The sequence below is a fragment of the Streptomyces sp. 5-10 genome (assembly GCF_014712245.1).
Lineage (GTDB): Bacteria > Actinomycetota > Actinomycetes > Streptomycetales > Streptomycetaceae > Streptomyces > Streptomyces violaceusniger.
The window spans coordinates 221,655-238,935 of the sequence record NZ_JACVYG010000001.1; the positions used below are offsets into that span (position 1 = coordinate 221,655).

Sequence of the window (17,281 nt, forward strand, 5' to 3'; positions counted from 1 at the left end):
GCGCCGGGTGGGCCCGGCGCCGGGCCGGGCGGCCGGCTGACCGCTATTTGATGCCCACCAGCATGGAGTAGCCGTCCGTCAGCGGTTCGATCCGGCTGTCGCGGAACCCCGTCTCCGCCAGCCAGGCGCGGCCGTCCGCGGCCGTGTACTCGAAGCCGGACCGGGTCTCGATGAGCATGTTCAGGCTGGCCAGCAGACCGAAGGTGTTCTCCTTGCGGTCGTCGTCGATGATGGCGTCGTAGACGAGGACCGCTCCCCCGTCGGGCAGCGCGTCGTACGCCTTCTTCAACAGCAGCCGCTTCTCCTCCAGGCCCCAGCCGTGCAGGATCTGGCCCAGCACGATCACATCGGCGCCGGGCAGGTCATCGGTGAAGAAGTCGCCGCCGTGGAAGGTGAGCCGGTCCTCCAGACCGAAGGACGCCACGTACTTCTCGAAGACGGGCCGCACCCGGGGCAGTTCGAAGACACCGCCGCTCATATGGGGGTGGCGCTGGGCCACCGCCACCGGGACGCAGCCCACCGCTCCGCCGACGTCCAGCACGGTCCGGTGGTCGGCCCAGGGGAACCGCTCGGCTATCACCATCGCCTTGCCCATGCTGAGCCCGGTCATTCCGTGCAGGAATCGCTCAAGGCCCTCCTGGTCGTGGTAGATGGCGTCGAAGACGTCGCCGCCGTGCTTGTGCTCGTTCTGCGGTTTCCCGGTCCGCAGCGCCTCGGTGAGCGACGCCCAGAAGGGATACAGCCTGCTGTTGGCCATCTCCAGGATGCCGCCCGCGTAGGTGGCCTTCTTACGGTCGAGAAAGGTGTCGGCGGACGGGCTGTTGCGGTACACGCCCTCGGACCGCTCCAGGAACCCGAGCGCCACCAGCGCGTCGAGGAAGTCGGCGGCGCCGCGCGGGTGCAGTCCGAGCGCCTCGGCCAGGTCACCGCCGGTGCGGGGGCCTTCGGCGAGCCGGGAGAAGAGATCCAGTTCCACCGCGGTGAGCAGCGCCTTCGACGCCATGAAGCCGAGCCCGACCTCAAGAATGGGCTCGGGGCTGATCTCGTGCCGCATAAGGCTCCCTCGCTGTTCCCGGATGTGCGCTCTCACCGCACCTGACCGTATGTGGACCTCCTTACGCTACCGTCTCGTTGGCCCCTACACGGTTCGCCGCCCGGACGGTCGGCGGCCAAGGGCACCACCTACTACGTCGACTCCCGCTCCGGGGACGACGGGGCCCCTGGCACCAGCGCCGCCGGCGCCTGGCGCAGCCTCGACCGCGGACGCGAAGGACGCCACCGACCCCACCGCGCGCACGGGCGACCCGCTGCTGGTGAACCCGGAGGTGTCCGGGCCGTACGGCAGCGGCCGACAGCGGACCGCGGCTGGGCACCGCGCTGGGCTCCGCTCCCCGGCCGGGCACACCGCTGATCGGCAACGGCACCGTCGTCCCGGACAACGGTGGCCGTGACTGCCGTGGCGCCCCGCTCTACCGCGGCCGCCCCGATATCGGCGCCGTCGAGGGACCGCCGGACGGCCGCGCTTGACCTTGTCGCAGCGGCAGGGTTTCTACTGGCCGCATGCGCATCGGAGAAATCGCCGCGCTCGTCGGAGTCACCTCCCGGACGGTGCGGCACTACCACCACATCGGTCTGCTGCCCGAGCCCCGGCGGCGCGCCAACGGATACCGGGTCTACACCCTCCGGGACGCCGTTCTGCTGTCCCGGATCCGGCGGCTGACCGAACTCGGGCTCGCCCTGGACGAGGTGCGGGACGTCCTCGCGGACGACGCGGGGCGTGAGCTGGCCGAGGTGCTGGGCGAGTTGGACGCCGATCTCGCCCGCCAGGAACACGAGATCCAGCAGCGCCGCAGGGTGCTGGCGGCCCTTCTGGACGGCCCGCTCACACCGGACGCGCCACTCTCCCCCGCCCTCGCCGAACTCCTGAAGGTGGCGCCCGCCACCTCCTCGCCGACCGCCGCCAAGGACCGCGAGCACCTGATGCTGCTCGAGGGGATGATCGGCGGGGACGCGGTGTACGCGGCGCTGCGGCCGCTGGCCGATAACCCCGCCGTGCTCCCGATGTACGAACGGCTGGACGAACTGGAGGGGGCCGCGGCGGACGATCCCCGGATCGCGCCGCTGGCCGAGGAACTGGTCGCCGCGGTACCGGACGAGGTGCTGGCGGCCATCCCGGACGGCGGCCCGACGGCGACCGGCTTCGAGCGGGCGCTGCTGGACGACTACTCGCCCGCGCAGGCCGCGGTGGTGCGCCGGGTGATGGAGGGACTGACCGGCCGACTGGGCGGGAGGGCGTCATGAACCGGCCGTTCGCACGGGCGGCGGCATGGGCGAAAGGCGTGGCGCAGACCCTGGTCCCGCCGGTCGCGCGCCGGCTCGTCCTGCACGAGGCCCGGGCCCTGCACAGCCTCGGGTTATGGGTGCTGCGCCGCCGCCACCAGGTTCCCGAGGGGGCGCTGGCCGTCGCCTACACCGGACCCCAGACGGCCATGATGTACGGGATGATCTTCGTGTCGGTCATCGAGACGGTGGCGCTGGCCCTGGTGATCCCCTGGCCGGTGGTGCACGCGGTCCTGCTCGTCCTCGATGTGTACGGGGTGGTGCTGGTCCTCGCCCTGCACGCGGCCTGTGTGGTCCGGCCACATGTCGTGGGTTCCGACGGCTCGCTGCGCATCCGCTACGGCGCACTGTTCGACCTGCGGGTTCCGGCCGCCACCATCGCCGCCGCCCGGGTCGACCGGCGCTATCCGGACGGACGGCTGGTGCGGCTGGGCCCGGGCGGGGTGCTCGACCTCGCGGTGGGCAGCCAGACCACGGTGACGGTGGAGCTGACGGAGCCGGTGACGTTCGTACGGCCCCTCGGGCGCCGGGGCGTCGCCCGTACGCTCCGGTTCCACGCGGACGATCCGCGGGAAGCGGTCGCCGCGCTCACGCGGGTACGGGCAGAGGTGGCGCCGGACCCGTCAGCGGCGCCGCAGTGACGGGTCGAGCAGCGCGGGCGGAGTGTCCTGCTTCTCATGAGCGGCGAGGTCGGTGCCGGGGGCCACGATCGCGTCGATCGCGTCGAGCACATCGGCGGAGAGCACGGTGTCGGCGGCGGCGAGCTGTGTGTGCAGATGGTCCCGTGTGCGGGGGCCGATGAGCGCGCTGGTCACGGCGGGGTGCGCGGTGACGAATCCGAGCGCGAGCTGGATCATGGTCAGACCGGCCTCGTCGGCGACCTCGGCCAGCCGCTCGACGGCGTCGAGCCGGGCCCGGTTGGAGGGGATGGTGACGTCGAAGCGCTCCGGCATGAGCGCCGAGCGGCTGGTGGTGATGGACCGGCCCTCGCGGATGGCGCCCGACAGCCAGCCCGAGGCCAGCGGGGACCACACCAGCACGCCGAGCCCGTACTCCTCGGTGACGGGCAGTACGTCGCGCTCGATTCCGCGCTGCAGGATCGAGTAGCTGGGCTGTTCGGTGACATATCGGCTCAGGTGGTGCTCGCGGGCGGCCCACTGGGCCTGGACGACGCGGTAGGCGGGGAAGGTCGAGGAGCCGAAGTAGCGGATCTTCCCCGCGCGCTGGAGGTCGGTGAGCGCCGAGAGCGTCTCCTCGTCGCTGGTGGCCGGGTCCCATCGGTGGATCTGGTACAGGTCCACGTGGTCGACGCCGAGCCGGCGCAGGCTGTTGTCGAGCTCGGTGACCAGCCAGCGGCGTGAGCTGCCCCGGTGGTTGGGCTCGTCACCCATGGGCAGGCCCGCCTTCGTGGCCAGCACGATGTCGTCACGGCGGCCGGCGATGGCCTTGCCGACCATCTCCTCCGACTCGCCGGCGCTGTACATGTCGGCGGTGTCGATGAGGTTGATTCCGGCCTCGAGGGCGGCGTCGACGAGGGCGGTGGCCTCGTCCTGGGTGGTGCGTCCGATCCTGCCGAAGTTCATCGCGCCGAGCGCGAGGGAGCTGACCTGCACACCGGTGCGGCCCAAGGTGCGGTACTGCATGACCGTGTTCCTCCACTGCGGGAAGCGTGGTGGCATTGCGCGGCGGCAACGCGTGGTTTGGTTGCCGGGCCCCTGCTCTGGCATCATAAGCAAACGGAACCTGGCTCCGGTAAAGATACGGAACGATGTTCCGCTTGGCAAGGCCGGCAGTGGAGGGAGCGGCGCGGTGAACGGCGCGGACAAGGGAGCGGGACCCTCGGCCCGGTCCAAGCGGGCGGACGCCCGGCGCAATCAGGAGACCCTGCTCGACGCGGCCGCCTCGGTCTTCGTCGCCGCGGGCGTGGAAGCGCCGGTGCGCGACATCGCGGCCAAGGCCGGTGTCGGGGTGGGCACCATCTACCGCCACTTCCCGACGCGGGCGGACCTGATCATCGCCGTCTACCGGCACCAGGTCGAGGCCTGCGCCGAGGCCGGTCCGGCCCTGCTGGCGAGCAGCGCGACCCCGCACGCCGCGCTGGGCCAGTGGATCAATCTCTTCGTCGACTTCCTGGTCACCAAGCACGGCCTCGCCGCCGTGCTGCGGTCCGACAACGCGGGCTTCGACACGCTGCACTCGTACTTCCTCGACCGCCTCCTGCCCGTGTGCACCCAGTTGCTCGACGCGGCGGCCGACGCCGGTGAGATCCGGCCCGGTCTGAAGGCGTACGAGCTCATGCGCGGCGTCGGGAACCTCTGCATCGGCGCCGAGAACGACCGCGACTATGACGCACGCCGACTGGTCGCGCTCCTCGTCGAGGGGCTGCGCCAACCGCACTGACGGCGCCCGATTTCTGAGTACGTACCTGAGTATCCGGACGGATGCGGAGCCGACCGCATCCGCCCATCCTTGTCCGCATGAGTGAGACACCGGTCAAGCAGCAGAGCACGGCCGCGTTCTACGGCCAGGCGATCGCCTCCTTCGCCGTCGCCATGGCCGCCACCGCCATCGGCATCTTCCAGCTGAGCGCCGACGCCTGGGTGCGCGGCTTCCTCGCCATCTCCGTGCTCTACCTGGTGACCTCCGCCTTCACCCTGGCCAAGGTGATCCGGGACCGGCAGGAGGCCGGGCAGATCGTCAGCCGGGTCGATCAGGCGCGGGTGGAGAAGCTGCTGGCGAACCACGATCCCTTCGAGAAGCTGTAGACCTGGTGCGCGCCACCCGGCGCTACTCGTCGATGACGAGCCCCTTGGCCTCGAGCACCGCCGCCAGCCGGCTGACCTCGATCACGCTCTTCCCCGCGCGGTAGGCGGCGATATAGGCGTCTTCCGCCTCGACGCGGGCCCGGGACTTGGCTATGACGTCCTTCAGGTCTTCGCGGCGCACCACGACGACTCCGTCGGCGTCCGCGCGCACCACGTCTCCCGGGCGGACGATCTCGCCACCGATCAGGACGGGTTCGGCCATCGGGCCGACGGTCTCCTTGACCGTGCCCTTCATGCTGACGCTGTACGAGAACACCGGGAAGCCCAGCTTCCGCAGCTCCTGTGTGTCGCGGACGCCGGTGTCGGTGACGAGACCGCCGAGGCCCTTGGCCACACACGCGTTGGCCAGTACATCGCCGAAGGAGCCCGCCTCGGCGTACTGGCCCGCGGAGACCACGATGACATCGCCGGGGCGGGCGTGGGCGATGGCCACCTGGAGCATGATGTTGTCCCGTGGCGCGCAGCGCACGGTGAAGGCGGGGCCGCAGGCCGACATGGTGGGATCGATCGGCTTGATGGTGGAGTCCAGGGCGCCGAGGCGGCCCTGGGCCTCGTGGACGGTGGCGGCGGAGTACCCGCTCAGCTGGTCGACGAGGGCGGGGTCGGGCCGGTCGAACCGGGTGGTGACGCGCAGCATGTGGCTCCTTGAGGTGTTCAGGAAAGGTCAGCACAGGCGTGGGCGATGCCCTCGCAGGCCGCGGTGAGGACGTCGTGGGAGGTCGCGAAGGAGATGCGGAAGTACCCCGGTGAGCCGTACGCGGCGCCGTGGATCACCGCCACTCGCCGTGACTCCAGCAGATGGGCGGCGAAGTCCTCGTCGGTGCGGATCTCGTCGCCGGACGGGGTGCGCCTGCCGATGACTCCGGCGCAGTTGACGAAGGCGTAGAAACCACCGCTGGGCGGGGCGCAGGAGAGACCGGGGGTGTCATTGATCCGTTTGACCACGTCGTCGCGGCGGCCGCGGTAGACGGACACGCAGTCGCGGACGAAGCTCTGGTCACCGGTGAGCGCGGCGGTGGCGGCTGCCTGGCTGATGGACGAGGGGCAGGAGGAGATCTGGGACTGGAGGGTGTTGATGGCGCCGACGAGTTCGGCGTTGCCCGCGCCGTATCCGATCCGCCAGCCGGTCATCGCGTAGGTCTTGGAGACGCCGTTGGTGAGGAAGACCCGGTCGGTCAGGCGCGGTTCGACGCCCGCCATGCTGGGGACGCGGCCCGGCCCGTACCAGATCTCGTCGTAGATCTCGTCGGTGAGCACCTGGACGTGGGGGTGGTCGAGCAGCACCTCGGCGAGCGCGCGCAGTTCCCCGGCGGTGTAGGCGGCGCCCGTCGGGTTGCTCGGGGAGTTGAGGACGACCCAGCGGGTGCGGTCGGTGAGGGCATGGGCGAGCCGCTGTGGGGTCAACTTGAATCCGTCCGCCTCCGGGCAGTCCACGATGACCGGTGTGCCGTCGTTGGCGAGCACCATGTCCGGGTAGGACACCCAGTACGGGGCGGGGATGACGACCTCGTCACCCGCGTCCAGGGTGGCCATCAGGGCGAGGAAGATGACCTGCTTCCCGCCGCCGCCGACCACGATCCGGTCTCGGGGGCAGTCCAGTCCGTGGCGCAGCCGGAGCCGGTCCGCGATGGCGGCCCGCAGTTCCGGGGTGCCGTTGACGGGCGTGTACTTGGTGGCGCCCCGCCGCATCGCCTCGATCGCGGCGTCCTTCACATGGACGGGGGTGTCGAAGTCGGGCTCGCCCACGGTGAGGTCGTGGATGCCCAGGCCCTGGGCCTTGAGCTCGCGGACCCGCTGGGCGGCCGCCGTGCTCGGTGAGGGCTTGACGCGGCTCACCCGCTGCGCGGTGCTCATTCAGTCCGTCCTCCGCTCGAAGTTGAGGCCGCCGGGCACCTGGAAGGTGGGCAGGATCTCCACATGGCCGATGTTCACGTGGCGCGGTGATCCGACCGCGTACTCGATGGCGTCGGCGATGTCCTCCGGCTTCAGCGACTCGTAGCCGTCGTAGTACCGCCGCCGCGCCTCCTCCATGTCGCCCAGCAGCCGGCCGAAGATCTCCGTTTCCACCCGCCCGGGGCAGATCTCGGTGACCCGGACGCGGCGGCCGTACGCGTCGACCCGGAGCTGGCGGGAGAGGGTGTGCACGGCCGATTTGGTGGCGTGGTAGATGGTGTTTCCGGCGAAGTTGTAGACGGCGGCGATGGAGCTGATGTTCACGATGTGTCCGAGGTCGCGTGCGACCATCCCGGGCATGACCAGCCGCACCAGGTGCAGGACGGCTTGGACGTTGACCGCTATCTGCTCGTCGATGGCGAACTCGTCGGCGGTGAGGATGTTTCCGGAGCGCGACACCCCGGCGTTGTTGACGAGCAGGTCGACGTCGACGCCGTGCAGTTCTCCGGTGAGCGCGGAGGTGTCCGTGATGTCGACGGCGTGCGGAACGCAGCCGGTCCGCCGGGCGAGGTCGTTCAGCCGCTCGGCGTCGCGGGCGAGCGCGTGGACCTCGAGGCCCTGCTTCGCCAGCCGTTCGACGACCACCGCTCCGATACCGGTGGAGGCACCGGTCACGAGTGCGGTCTTGTAGTCGGAAAAGGGCATGTGGGCTTCACTCCTTGGAGAGGGGGTGGTTCGTGGTTCGGGTGAGGGAGCGGCCCGCCGGGGGGCGGGTCGGAGCGGCCCGGCGTTATGCGTCGCGCAGCGGCAGATGGGCCCTGTCCGACACCCGGGAGACGGCGATGAGCGTGCCGAGGGCGGTGATGACCGCGTAGAAGGCGGGCATGGTGACGTTGCCGGTACGGCTGATCAGGAAGGCCATCAACAGGGGCGCGGTGCCCCCGAAGAGGGCCGAGGAGATGTTGTAGCCCAGGCCGTAGGCGGAGTAGCGCACCCGGGTGGGGAAGAGTTCGACGAGCAGGATGTGGATGACGCCGGTGTGGCCCGCGAAGATGGCGGCCATGACGCATGCGCCGATGACGGCCAGCGCCACATTGCCCGTGCCGATGAGCAGGTAACAGGGGACACCGGCGATGGCCATGGCGATGGCCGCGGCCATGAGCACCTTCTTCCGCCCGATCCGGTCGGAGAGCGCGCCCATGAACGGGATGGCGAGGGAGATGGTCACCAGGCTGGCCGCGGTGACCAGCAGACTCTGCACCTTGCCGAAGTGCAGCTCACCGCTCATGAAGGTCGGCATGTAGCTGAACAGCACGTAGTAGCCGGATCCGTTCATGAGCGGGATGAACAGGGCCAGCAGCATCGCGCGGCGGTGCTCGGCGGAGGAGAACGCCTCCTTGAGCGGGTTCTTGGACAGGCCGCCCTCCTCCCTCAGCCGGGTGAAGTTCGGCGTGTCGCTGATGCGCTTGCGGATGTAGAGCCCGGCGATGCCCAGCGGAATGGCCAGCAGGAACGGAATGCGCCAGCCGTAGGACTCCATGGCGTCCGTCCCGAGGCCGCTGGTCATGCCGGCCGCGATCAGCGTGCCGGTCAGCAGGGAGAGGAAGGAGGCGATCTGCGCGTAGCTGGTGTACAGGCCGCGTTTGCCCTCGGGGGCGTGCTCCGCGAGGAAGGTCATCGCGCCCGATGCCTCGCCGCCGACGGAGAAGCCCTGGAGCACACGCAACAGGATCAGCAGCGCGGGCGCGGCCACACCGATGCTCGCGTACGTCGGCAGGAGGCCGATCGCCGCCGTCGCCACGCTGATCAGCATGATGACGAAGACCAGCATCCGCTGCCGGCCCATGCGGTCACCGAGGTGGCCGCAGATGATGCCACCGAGCGGGCGGAAGAAGAACGAGACGGCGTATCCGAGGAAGACGAGCTGCACCTGTACCGCGTTGGTGGCGTCCGGGAAGAAGACGGCGCCCAACGTGCCCGCCATGAAGCCGAAGATGCCGTTGTCGTAGAGCTCGGCGAAGATGCCCACGCACCCGGCGAGCGTCACCTTCTTCGCGGTTCTGGGATCGACGACGTGAGGGGCCGGCTGAGCGGCGACGGCGGTCATGATGTCTCTTTTCTGCTGGCGGGGCAGGGGTGATGGGGACGGATCACGCACAGCTGGGAGGGGACGGGCCGGAAGAGGGTCTCAGGGCGCTGCGGGGATGCGGAGGGCGTCGAAGGCGGTGCGCACACGGGCCTTGAGCGCGTGGATGGCGTGTCGCTGGGCTCGGTGGGCGCTCACGGCGTCGGCGACCGTACGGCGCCGGAAGCGGACGGACTGGCCGGGTCTGGCCTGCCCGAGCGCGGACAGACCCGTGGCCGTCACCACCGCGAGCACCGGGTATCCGGCGGTGACGCCACGGCCGCGGTGCAGGACGAGCAGTTCGTCGCCCGCGGGCACCTCGACCGCGCCGACGGGCACCCCCCGGGAGAGCAGCTCGCCGCTCGTCACCCGCCGTGGCACATCGCCGCTCAGCCGCAGCCCGATGTGGTTGCTCCGCGGGGTCACGGTGAACGCCGACCGGAACAGCCGCTCGGCGGTGCCGCCGAATTCCTCCAGGTCGGGGCCGTCGGTCACATCGATGGTCCAGGAGTCGCCGAAGCGCGCCATGGGCACGTTCAGCCGGAACAGCGGTATCCGGAACACCGGGTGGTCGATCGGCGGGCAGTGCGTGCGCAGGGCCAGCTCATCGCCGCCGCGCAGGGTCTGCGCGAAACCCAGGATGGTGTCGGGGGCGCAGCTGCCGAGCAGGGACGGTGTTTCCATCGAGCCGAGAACGGCGAGGTAGACCCGCAGGCCCAGCCGGATGCCGGTGATGGCGATGGTCTCCCCGGCGCGCACCGACACCGGCTCCCACTGGTTGCGCCGGACGCCGCCCACGGTCACCTCGGCGGGCGCGCCGGTCACCGCGATGAGCACATCGGTGGAGGGGGAACAGCTGAAGTCCAGTGCGGTGATTTCGATCAGCGGCGCGCCCTCGTCGTTTCCGGCCAGCACATTGGCCACGCGGGCGGAGTGTTGGTCGAGTGCTCCGTTGACCGGCAGGCCGTAGCGGGAGTGGCCGAAGCGGCCGAGGTCCTGCACGGTGGCGAGCCCCGCCCGGTGAACTGTCAGGGTGTCAGCCATGGGCGGCCGCCAGAGGTGTGCCCATGTACTCGTCCCACCGCGCCGGGTCGATCGGCACGAACTGGAAGGTGTCACCGGGCCGGTACGGGGCCAGTGGCTCGGCGTCGAGGTCGAGGACGCGCAGCGGTGTCCGGCCCAGCAGCGGCCAGCCGCCGGGCGAGGGCATGGGCGAGACGACGGCCTGCCGCCCGGCCACCGCGATCGAGCCGGGCACGACGCTGGTGCGTGGTGAGGCCAGCCGCGGGACGGGCCCGGGGAAGGCGGGGCCGTCCATCATCGGGGCCGCCGCCGGGGCTCCGAGGCAGCGTACGGTGAGCGGGGCGGCGGAGTGCAACGCCACCACCTCGTGCTCGGTCAGCCCCAACTGCTCGGCGACCAGGGGCAGATCGGGGCCGTGTTCACCGCCGTACACCACCGGCACCACGAAGCGCCGGGAGGGTGTCGCCGGACGGGACCGCTCGCCGAGCCGGGCGGCCTCATGGCGCAGGGCACGTCGTACCGTCGTGTGATCGGTGTGGAAGCAGTCGAACTCGATCAGCAGCGAGTCGTAGGTGGGAACGATGCCGTACACCCCGCCGGGCCGGGCCGCCTCGAACGCGTCGGCCAGGGCGTGCACGGTGTGCCAGGCGCGGGCGGTGTCCCCGCCCACGGCCTTGACCACAACGGCCGAGTCACCGCAGTCCGCGATCACGATGTCGCGGCCCATCTCAGGCGCTCACACCGGTCTTGGCGTCGCCTGCGTTGGCGTCGCCGGTCCTGGTGTCGCCGGTCGTGGCTTCGCGTGCCTTGGCGTCCAGGACGTCGGTCAGCGGGGCGATCCGCACACCGGCGGCGAGGAGTTCGCGGCGTATCCGGTGCGCGAGGGTGATGGCCCCGGGGGTGTCGCCGTGCAGCAGCACGGTGTCGCACTCGACCGGGAGGTCACGTCCGCCGACGGTGCGCACCACCCCTTCGGTGACCATCCGGACGGTCCGTTCGGCGATCTCCCCCGGGTCGTGGATCACCGCACCCGGTTCGCTCCTGGGCACCAGCGTGCCGTCGTCGCGGTAGGCCCGGTCGGCGACCCCGACGATGCCGACCCGCAGGTCACGGGCGTGCGCGGCGTCGGCGAGGGCGCCGTCCTGGGCCAGGACGACCAGCGACCGGTCGAGCGACGCGACGGCGTCGGCCACCGCCTCCGCGTAGTCCGGCCGGGTCGCCACCAGGTTGCCGAGGCGGCCGTGCGGCGCTACATGGCGCACCTGGGTGTGGTGCGCGGTGGCGAACGCCCGCAGGGCCCCGATCTGGTACAGCGTGTCGGTCCGGACCTCGTCCGGGGTCAGGTCCATCGCCCGGCGGCCGAAGCCGACGAGATCGGGAAAGCTGGGGTGTGCGCCCACGGCGACACCGCGCCGGACGCAGTGGCGGACGGTCGCGTCCATGATCCGCGGGTCTCCCGCGTGGAATCCGCACGCGATATTGGCCGACGTCAGCACGTCCAGCAGCGCTTCGTCGTCGCCCATCGTGTAGGCGCCGAACCCCTCGCCCAGATCTGCCACGAGATCGACCATGTGCTGCTTCATGACGTCCTCCAGACAAGGGAAGAAAAGGCGATTTCGCCGCTTCTTCGTTTTCGGCTCCGTGGACCGGCTGGTCCGCGCCCGCTCCCGACTCGCGTTCACGGCGTCAACTGGGTCGTCGGCATTCCCGCGGCCGCCGCGGAATGACACGGTTTCCCGCGGTCGAGTGGCCCCGGAATCCGTGTTTCGGTGAACCTAATCCCGCTGTCAGGTGGCGGCAAATACGCGTTCGATGTGACGTAATCACCGCTGGATATGACCTGGCCCACACGCGCCACCGTCCGCCGGACGCCGTGGGCCTACCATGAGACTCCGCTGAGGCTGGAGGCCCCTCCATGGACACCAGGCGTCTGTACTCGTTCGTGAAGATCGTCGACGCCGGGAGCATCACGCGCGCGGCCGACATCCTGCATATCGCCCAGCCCGCGCTCAGCCAGCAACTCTCCATGCTGGAAGCCCAGTTCAAACAGCAACTGCTGATCCGCAGCAAACGCGGGGTGGCGCCCACCGAGGCGGGCCGGGCGCTGTACCGGCACGCGCAGCTCATCCTGCGCCAGGTCGATCTGGCACATGCGGCGGTCGATGTCTCGGGGCGCACCCCGGCCGGCAGTGTCTCGGTGGGCCTGGCCCCGTACAGCATGGGCGCGGCGCTCGCGCTTCCCCTGCTCAGGAGCGTGCGCGAGCGCTACCCCGACATCCTGCTGCACATCAACGAGAACTTCGGCGGGGTCATCAGCGAAGCGATCATGACCGGCCGGATGGACATGGCCTTCATCTACGGGGCCGGTCCGCTCCGGGGAGTGCAGTTCGAGCCGCTGCGCACCGAGGATCTGTTTCTGATCGCCGCGCCGGGCGCGGACATTCCGGGTGGGGACGGCGAGGTGGCGCTGAAGGAGCTGGTCGACGTCGGTCTGCTGCTGCCCAGCCGTATTCACACCATCCGCCAGGTGGTGGAAGCCGCGTTCCAGCAGGCGTCGCTCCAGCCCCGGGTGATCGGTGAGCTCGAATCGGTCCTGACCCTGGTCAGCGCCGTGGGCGCGGACCTCGGGGCGACGGTGCTGCCCTGGTCGGCGGCGCGCGCCATCCTCGATGTGCGCAACCTGGAGGTGCGGCGGATCGTCGAGCCGGCCATCCAGGTCAAGCTGTCCCTCTGTACCTCCGACCATCAGCCGCTGTCGGAACCCGCCCATGCCGTGCACGACCTGTTCCACGAGCTGATCACCGACTTCGGCTAGCCCGCCTCGCGTTCACCCACCCGGAGGCGGCCCGCTGGTGCCCCGTACCGTCAGTTTCGGGTCCAGCACCGCCTCCCTCGGCTCCGCCACCGGGTTCTCCAGCCGCTCCACGGCGAACCGCACCGCGTACTCGGCCATGAGCACCGCGTCCTGGCGGACCGTGGTCAGGCCGATCGGCATCAGATGGGAGAGGTGGCTGTCGTCGTAGCCCACGACGGACAGATCGCGCGGAACCTCGACACCCGCCTGCGCCAGGGTCATCAACAGCCCCATCGCACAACGGTCGTTGCCCGCGAGCACCGCCGTCGGCAGGGGCCGGCCGTGGTCGCGCTCGTCCAGCAGCAGCCGCCCCGCGTCGATGCCCGACTGCTCGGTGTGCTCACCCGGGATCACCCGTAGCTCCGGCTCCAGACCATGGCGGCGCATCGCGGCCCGGTAGGCGCGGCGGCGCTCGGCCGAGCCCGGTCCGCGGCCGCCGTCGATGTGCACAATCCCTCGGTGACCCAGTTCCACGAGGTGCTCCATGGCCTGCCGTACGCCCTTGCCCTCGGCCGTGTGCACACTGTCGACACGGGCGTGGGGCACCCGGCGGCCGACGGAGACGGCGACCGTGCGGTGTCCCAGTGCGTCGATGTCCGCGGGCTGCGCGCCGGGGCCGAGCAGGATCACGGCCTCGCAGCGGTGGCCGAGCAGCGCCTCGACGGCCTTGACCTCGCCACGCCCCTGAGCGGTCGCGGAGAGCAGGACGTCGTAGCCGAGCCGCTCGGCCTCGGGGTAGATGCCCTCGACGAGGTCGGCATGGAAGGGCTGACGCACGGTGAACATCACGCCGAGCGTGCGGCTGCGGCCACGGGCCAGCAGCCGGGCCGCGCTGTCCGGCCGGTAGCCGATCTCGTCGGCGACGCGCAGCACCCGGTCGCGGGTCTGCGGGCTCGCCCCCGGCTGGTCGCGGAAGACGATCGAGACCAGTGCCCGGGACACGCCCGCCTTCTCAGCGACATCCGCCATGGTGGGCCGCTGCTTGCCCGATGTTTCCACCTGTGACCACCCTCCGACGCAGCCCAACCTTACGGGCAGTCCTGAAATCCCCCGGCAACAAGCTATTGACATGACATTCGGACAGCGGTCATCGTACGCCTAGAGCGCGCTAGTAGAGCGCGCTAGCCGATCCGTTCTCCCCCGAGATCCCAGGTCCCCGGAGCGAAGGAACAACAGTGTGATGCCGTTCGAGGTGACCGGCACCGGCCTGTGCGAGAGGCGGCCATGGACGTCAGGGACGACGCGACACGGGCCCCCATCCCGGCCACCGCCGTCAGCGACCCCGCCCCGCCGGCGGTCTCCCGGCGGCTGCGCATCATCACCGTCCGGTCCCTGGAGTCTGGCGGCCAGATCATCCCCGTCGACATGAAGCCCCGACCCGCGTTCTACGGAGCCACCTCGTGAAGATCGCCCTCGACCCCTATATGCTCCGCGCGCTGCCGCTCGACGAGATGGTGCGCACGGTCGCCGAACTCGGCTACGAATACATCGAGTTGTCCCCGCGCGACGACTTCATGCCGTTCTTCCTCCACCCGCGGGCGGACGACGAGCGCGTCGCGGAGCTGAAGCGGGCCCTGCGCACGCACGGCGTCCAGCTCTCCTCCGTGCTGCCGCTGTACAAGTGGTCCTCGCCCGACGAGACGGAGCGGCAGGCCGCCGTCCGCTACTGGAAGCGGATGATCGAGATCACCGCCGACCTCGAATGCCCACTGATGAACTCGGAGTTCAACGGCCGTCCCGAGCGCGCCGCCGAGAGCGAGGCCGCTTTCTGGCGCTCGCTGGAGGAGCTGCTGCCGCTCTTCGAACGCGAGGGCATCGCCCTCAACCTCGAGGCCCACCCGGACGACTTCTGCGAGGAGAACACCCCCGCGGTCGACCTGGTCCGCGCCATCAACAAGCCGTGGGTGAACTACCTCTACTGCGCTCCGCACACCTTCCACCTCTCCGGTGCCGAGCCGACGGCGGACATCGCGGCGATGATGGCTTACGCGGGCGACAAGCTCCAGCATGTGCACATCGCGGACTCCTTCAACCACAAGGGCTCCTCCGGGCTGCGCTACATCCTCAACCCGCCCGGCACCCCCGCCCGCATCCACCAGCACCTGGACATCGGCCAGGGCGAGGTCGACTGGGACACCTTCTTCGGCACCCTCCGCGAGCTGGACTTCGACGGTGTCGCCACCTCCTGCGTCTTCGCCTGGGAGGAACGGGCGCGGGAGTCCTCCGCCTTCATGCTGGACCGCATCCGCAAGGAGCTCGCGGCGTGAGACACGGCGGCCGGGCCCGGGTGGAGCGTCACCCGGGCCCGGCCGCCGCCACCTCGGGCCGCCGCCACCTCGGGCCGCCGCCACCTCGGTGCGGAGCGGGCGGCCGCAAGAATGCCGTCAAAGGTGGTGAGGGCGGCGTAAGAGGAGCGTCAGGGTGCGTTCCACCCGTCCTGCGCCCGGCCTAGCATGCCCGTATGGAACGGCTGGTGGGTCGGCCCGCCCGGACGCCCGGTGGCCGCCGACGGCGTGCGGACGCGCGGTGGGCGGTGTGGCTCGCGCTGGCGTTCGCCGGGGTGACGACGGTGCTCGACGGGGCCTCGGGCGGGCTCACGGTGGCACGGGCCGATCTGTGGGCCCTGCTCGGGGTGGCGGTGTTCGCCGTGCTGCGGCCACCGCGGGTGACGGCGGGCGGTGGCCGGCTCACGGTACGGGGCCTGGTACGCGTCCGCCGGGTGCGCACCGACGCCCTGGCCGGGGTGTGGCGGGACGGCCGGATCGCCACTCGTCTGCTCCTGTGGGACGTCGACGGCCACCGGGTGACGCTCGATCTGCGCGTCCTGGTCGCGGATCCGTTACTCCTGCACGAGCTGGACACCGGTGCCCGGCGCTCGCTCGAAGCGGGCACGTTGCGGCACGGCGCGGAGATCCTGCGGCTGCTGGGCCGGCGCCTGGATGACACGGCCATCCGGGGCATCCTCGACGCCTCCGGCCCGGAGTAGGCGGACGGGTCAGCCGCGCAGGGCCCGCAAATGCGCGCCGCGGACATCGGCGGTCTGGCCCTGCACCACCAGGAACAGGCCCTCCCGGGCCAGCCGCTGGGCGGGGCTGCCGAGGCCGAAGGCCCGGCCGCCGCCCGCCACGATCGCCGCGGTGGTGGCGGCGCGCAGCACGTCGTAGGCCCGGGTCTTCACCGCGAGCCGGTCCGCCAGGCGCTCGCCCGCCGGTACCTCGTCCACCAGCGCGTACGCCTCCCGTCGCACCGCGCGCAGCCGCTCGCCCAGCACCTGCGCCGTCTCCTTCGCCTCCGCGTCCCCGGCGGACTCCAGCAGATCCAGGGCGGCGCCGGCCACGCCGAACACGGCCGGGTTCGGGTTGGTGTTCTTCGGCCGGTCCGCGACCGCCCACTCCTGGTAGGGACGGCTCCAGACCACCGCGTCCTCGGGCACCACCAGGCCGTCCAGCTCCAGGCCGACCGTGCGGGTGCCGGTGAGCGCGGCGAGCTCGAGCCGCGGTGTGGGCCGCAGACCGGGCTGCTCCCGGGCGTCCACGCAGGCGAACAGCGCCTCGCCGTCGTCGGTGACCCCGGCGAGCAGCATCACGTCGTTCAGGCCCCAGCCGGTGTACCACGGCACCCGGCCGTCGAAGCGCCTGCCGCCCGGGACCCGGGTGACCCGCACCGGTGTGCGGGGGAAGGCCCGCAGATGGGAGAAGGCGATACCGGACAGCAGCGTGCCGTCGCACAGCGGCCGCAGCAGCCGCTCGCGCGCCGGGGAGTCGGAGGTTGCCGTCACCGCTCCATCGCTCCTACAGTGCTGGATGGAATCAGGCACTGTAGGAGAAGCGGGACTGCTGGTCTTCGGGGCGGCGTCGGCGCCGGGTTCGCCGTCACCGCGGCCGGATTCGTGGTGCTGGCCTCGCTCTCCGAGGGCAGCGGCCATGCGACGGTGTCCATCGGGCTGGGGCTGGCGGGTCTCGGATCCGGTATCGCGGGGCCCTCGGCGACCAGCACGGTGCTGGGGGCGGTACCGCCCGAGCGGGCCGGTATGGGCTCCGCGCTGAACGACACCCACCAGCAACTCGGCATCGCCCTGGGCGTGGCCGGGCTGGGCAGCCTGCTCGCCACGGTCTATCGGGGCAAGCTGCCGGACGGTCTGCCCGAGGACGCGATGTCCTCGCTCGGCGCCTCCCTCTCTCGCCCTGCCTGGCCGCACCCGCGCGGTGGCGCCCGAGCCGG

18 protein-coding genes and 1 pseudogene are annotated in these 17,281 nt (G+C 71.1%); 8 read left to right on the forward strand and 11 right to left on the reverse strand.

The window, feature by feature from the left end; translation table 11 throughout:
* Nucleotides 1-43: 43 nt before the first annotated feature.
* A complete protein-coding gene (locus IEJ02_RS01045; RefSeq protein ID WP_191062882.1) occupies nucleotides 44-1,054 on the reverse strand; it encodes a methyltransferase in 1,011 nt (336 codons plus the stop codon).
* 506 nt (nucleotides 1,055-1,560) lie between these two features.
* On the opposite strand from IEJ02_RS01045, the gene IEJ02_RS01050 reads away from it, so the two are divergent.
* Together IEJ02_RS01050 and IEJ02_RS01055 are read left to right on the forward strand one after the other, a co-directional pair.
* A complete protein-coding gene (locus IEJ02_RS01050) occupies nucleotides 1,561-2,301 on the forward strand; it encodes a MerR family transcriptional regulator (protein ID WP_191062883.1) in 741 nt (246 codons plus the stop codon).
* Nucleotides 2,298-2,981 carry a hypothetical protein gene (locus tag IEJ02_RS01055; protein WP_191062884.1) on the forward strand — a complete coding sequence of 228 codons (684 nt, stop codon included), beginning with the start codon at nucleotides 2,298-2,300 and terminating at the stop codon, nucleotides 2,979-2,981. The genes IEJ02_RS01050 and IEJ02_RS01055 overlap by 4 nt, the downstream gene beginning before the upstream one ends.
* On the opposite strand, the gene IEJ02_RS01060 is transcribed toward IEJ02_RS01055, so the two are convergent.
* Nucleotides 2,964-3,983, reverse strand: coding sequence for an aldo/keto reductase (locus IEJ02_RS01060; protein ID WP_191062885.1), 1,020 nt, complete (start codon nucleotides 3,981-3,983; stop codon nucleotides 2,964-2,966). The two genes, IEJ02_RS01055 and IEJ02_RS01060, sit on opposite strands and share 18 nt — an antisense overlap.
* A gap of 166 nt (nucleotides 3,984-4,149) precedes the next feature.
* Here IEJ02_RS01060 and IEJ02_RS01065 point away from each other — a divergent pair, with 166 nt between their 5' ends.
* The gene (locus IEJ02_RS01065) at nucleotides 4,150-4,740 is read left to right on the forward strand and encodes a TetR/AcrR family transcriptional regulator (protein WP_137976209.1); all 591 of its coding nucleotides are present in this window, start codon (nucleotides 4,150-4,152) and stop codon (nucleotides 4,738-4,740) included.
* Between the two features lie 77 nt (nucleotides 4,741-4,817).
* On the forward strand, nucleotides 4,818-5,105 hold the full coding sequence (locus IEJ02_RS01070; protein WP_137976210.1) for a YiaA/YiaB family inner membrane protein: 288 nt from the start codon (nucleotides 4,818-4,820) through the stop codon (nucleotides 5,103-5,105).
* A gap of 22 nt (nucleotides 5,106-5,127) precedes the next feature.
* Here the strand turns inward: IEJ02_RS01070 and IEJ02_RS01075 are convergent, their stop codons facing one another.
* The 7 genes from IEJ02_RS01075 to IEJ02_RS01105 form a co-directional block, all read right to left on the reverse strand.
* Nucleotides 5,128-5,802 (reverse strand): 4-carboxy-4-hydroxy-2-oxoadipate aldolase/oxaloacetate decarboxylase, encoded by a 675-nt coding sequence (locus IEJ02_RS01075; protein WP_191062886.1) that lies wholly within the window; start codon nucleotides 5,800-5,802, stop codon nucleotides 5,128-5,130.
* A 17-nt stretch (nucleotides 5,803-5,819) separates the two neighbouring features.
* Nucleotides 5,820-7,019 (reverse strand): aspartate transaminase, encoded by a 1,200-nt coding sequence (locus IEJ02_RS01080; protein WP_191062887.1) that lies wholly within the window; start codon nucleotides 7,017-7,019, stop codon nucleotides 5,820-5,822.
* Nucleotides 7,020-7,763: an SDR family oxidoreductase gene (locus tag IEJ02_RS01085; protein ID WP_191062888.1), complete on the reverse strand. Its 744-nt coding sequence runs from the start codon at nucleotides 7,761-7,763 to the stop codon at nucleotides 7,020-7,022.
* 85 nt (nucleotides 7,764-7,848) lie between these two features.
* Entirely contained in the window at nucleotides 7,849-9,165 is a 1,317-nt protein-coding gene (locus tag IEJ02_RS01090) for an MFS transporter (RefSeq protein WP_191062889.1), read from the reverse strand.
* An 81-nt stretch (nucleotides 9,166-9,246) separates the two neighbouring features.
* Nucleotides 9,247-10,227, reverse strand: a complete 981-nt coding sequence (locus IEJ02_RS01095) for a 5-oxoprolinase subunit C family protein (RefSeq protein ID WP_191062890.1) — start codon at nucleotides 10,225-10,227, stop codon at nucleotides 9,247-9,249.
* A complete protein-coding gene (locus tag IEJ02_RS01100) occupies nucleotides 10,220-10,933 on the reverse strand; it encodes a 5-oxoprolinase subunit B family protein (RefSeq protein WP_191062891.1) in 714 nt (237 codons plus the stop codon). Before IEJ02_RS01100 ends, IEJ02_RS01095 begins: the two co-directional genes overlap by 8 nt.
* Before the next feature lies 1 nt (nucleotide 10,934).
* Nucleotides 10,935-11,789 (reverse strand): LamB/YcsF family protein, encoded by an 855-nt coding sequence (locus IEJ02_RS01105; protein ID WP_223863189.1) that lies wholly within the window; start codon nucleotides 11,787-11,789, stop codon nucleotides 10,935-10,937.
* Nucleotides 11,790-12,121: 332 nt separating this feature from the next.
* On the opposite strand from IEJ02_RS01105, the gene nac reads away from it, so the two are divergent.
* Nucleotides 12,122-13,021 (forward strand): nitrogen assimilation transcriptional regulator NAC, encoded by a 900-nt coding sequence (gene nac / locus IEJ02_RS01110; protein WP_191062892.1) that lies wholly within the window; start codon nucleotides 12,122-12,124, stop codon nucleotides 13,019-13,021.
* A gap of 12 nt (nucleotides 13,022-13,033) precedes the next feature.
* Here the strand turns inward: nac and IEJ02_RS01115 are convergent, their stop codons facing one another.
* Nucleotides 13,034-14,029 (reverse strand): LacI family DNA-binding transcriptional regulator, encoded by a 996-nt coding sequence (locus IEJ02_RS01115; RefSeq protein WP_191062893.1) that lies wholly within the window; start codon nucleotides 14,027-14,029, stop codon nucleotides 13,034-13,036.
* Between the two features lie 255 nt (nucleotides 14,030-14,284).
* Between IEJ02_RS01115 and IEJ02_RS01120 the strand changes: the two genes are divergently transcribed.
* From IEJ02_RS01120 to IEJ02_RS01130, 3 genes are all read left to right on the forward strand, one after another.
* The gene (locus IEJ02_RS01120) at nucleotides 14,285-14,464 is read left to right on the forward strand and encodes a hypothetical protein (protein ID WP_191063128.1); all 180 of its coding nucleotides are present in this window, start codon (nucleotides 14,285-14,287) and stop codon (nucleotides 14,462-14,464) included.
* Nucleotides 14,461-15,327, forward strand: a complete 867-nt coding sequence (locus IEJ02_RS01125; protein WP_191062894.1) for a sugar phosphate isomerase/epimerase family protein — start codon at nucleotides 14,461-14,463, stop codon at nucleotides 15,325-15,327. Before IEJ02_RS01120 ends, IEJ02_RS01125 begins: the two co-directional genes overlap by 4 nt.
* Before the next feature lie 194 nt (nucleotides 15,328-15,521).
* Nucleotides 15,522-16,046: a hypothetical protein gene (locus tag IEJ02_RS01130; protein WP_191062895.1), complete on the forward strand. Its 525-nt coding sequence runs from the start codon at nucleotides 15,522-15,524 to the stop codon at nucleotides 16,044-16,046.
* A 9-nt stretch (nucleotides 16,047-16,055) separates the two neighbouring features.
* On the opposite strand, the pseudogene IEJ02_RS01135 reads toward IEJ02_RS01130, so the two are convergent.
* Nucleotides 16,056-16,832 (reverse strand): annotated as a pseudogene (locus tag IEJ02_RS01135) (acyl-CoA dehydrogenase family protein); the annotation flags it as partial.
* Nucleotides 16,833-17,281 lie beyond the last annotated feature (449 nt).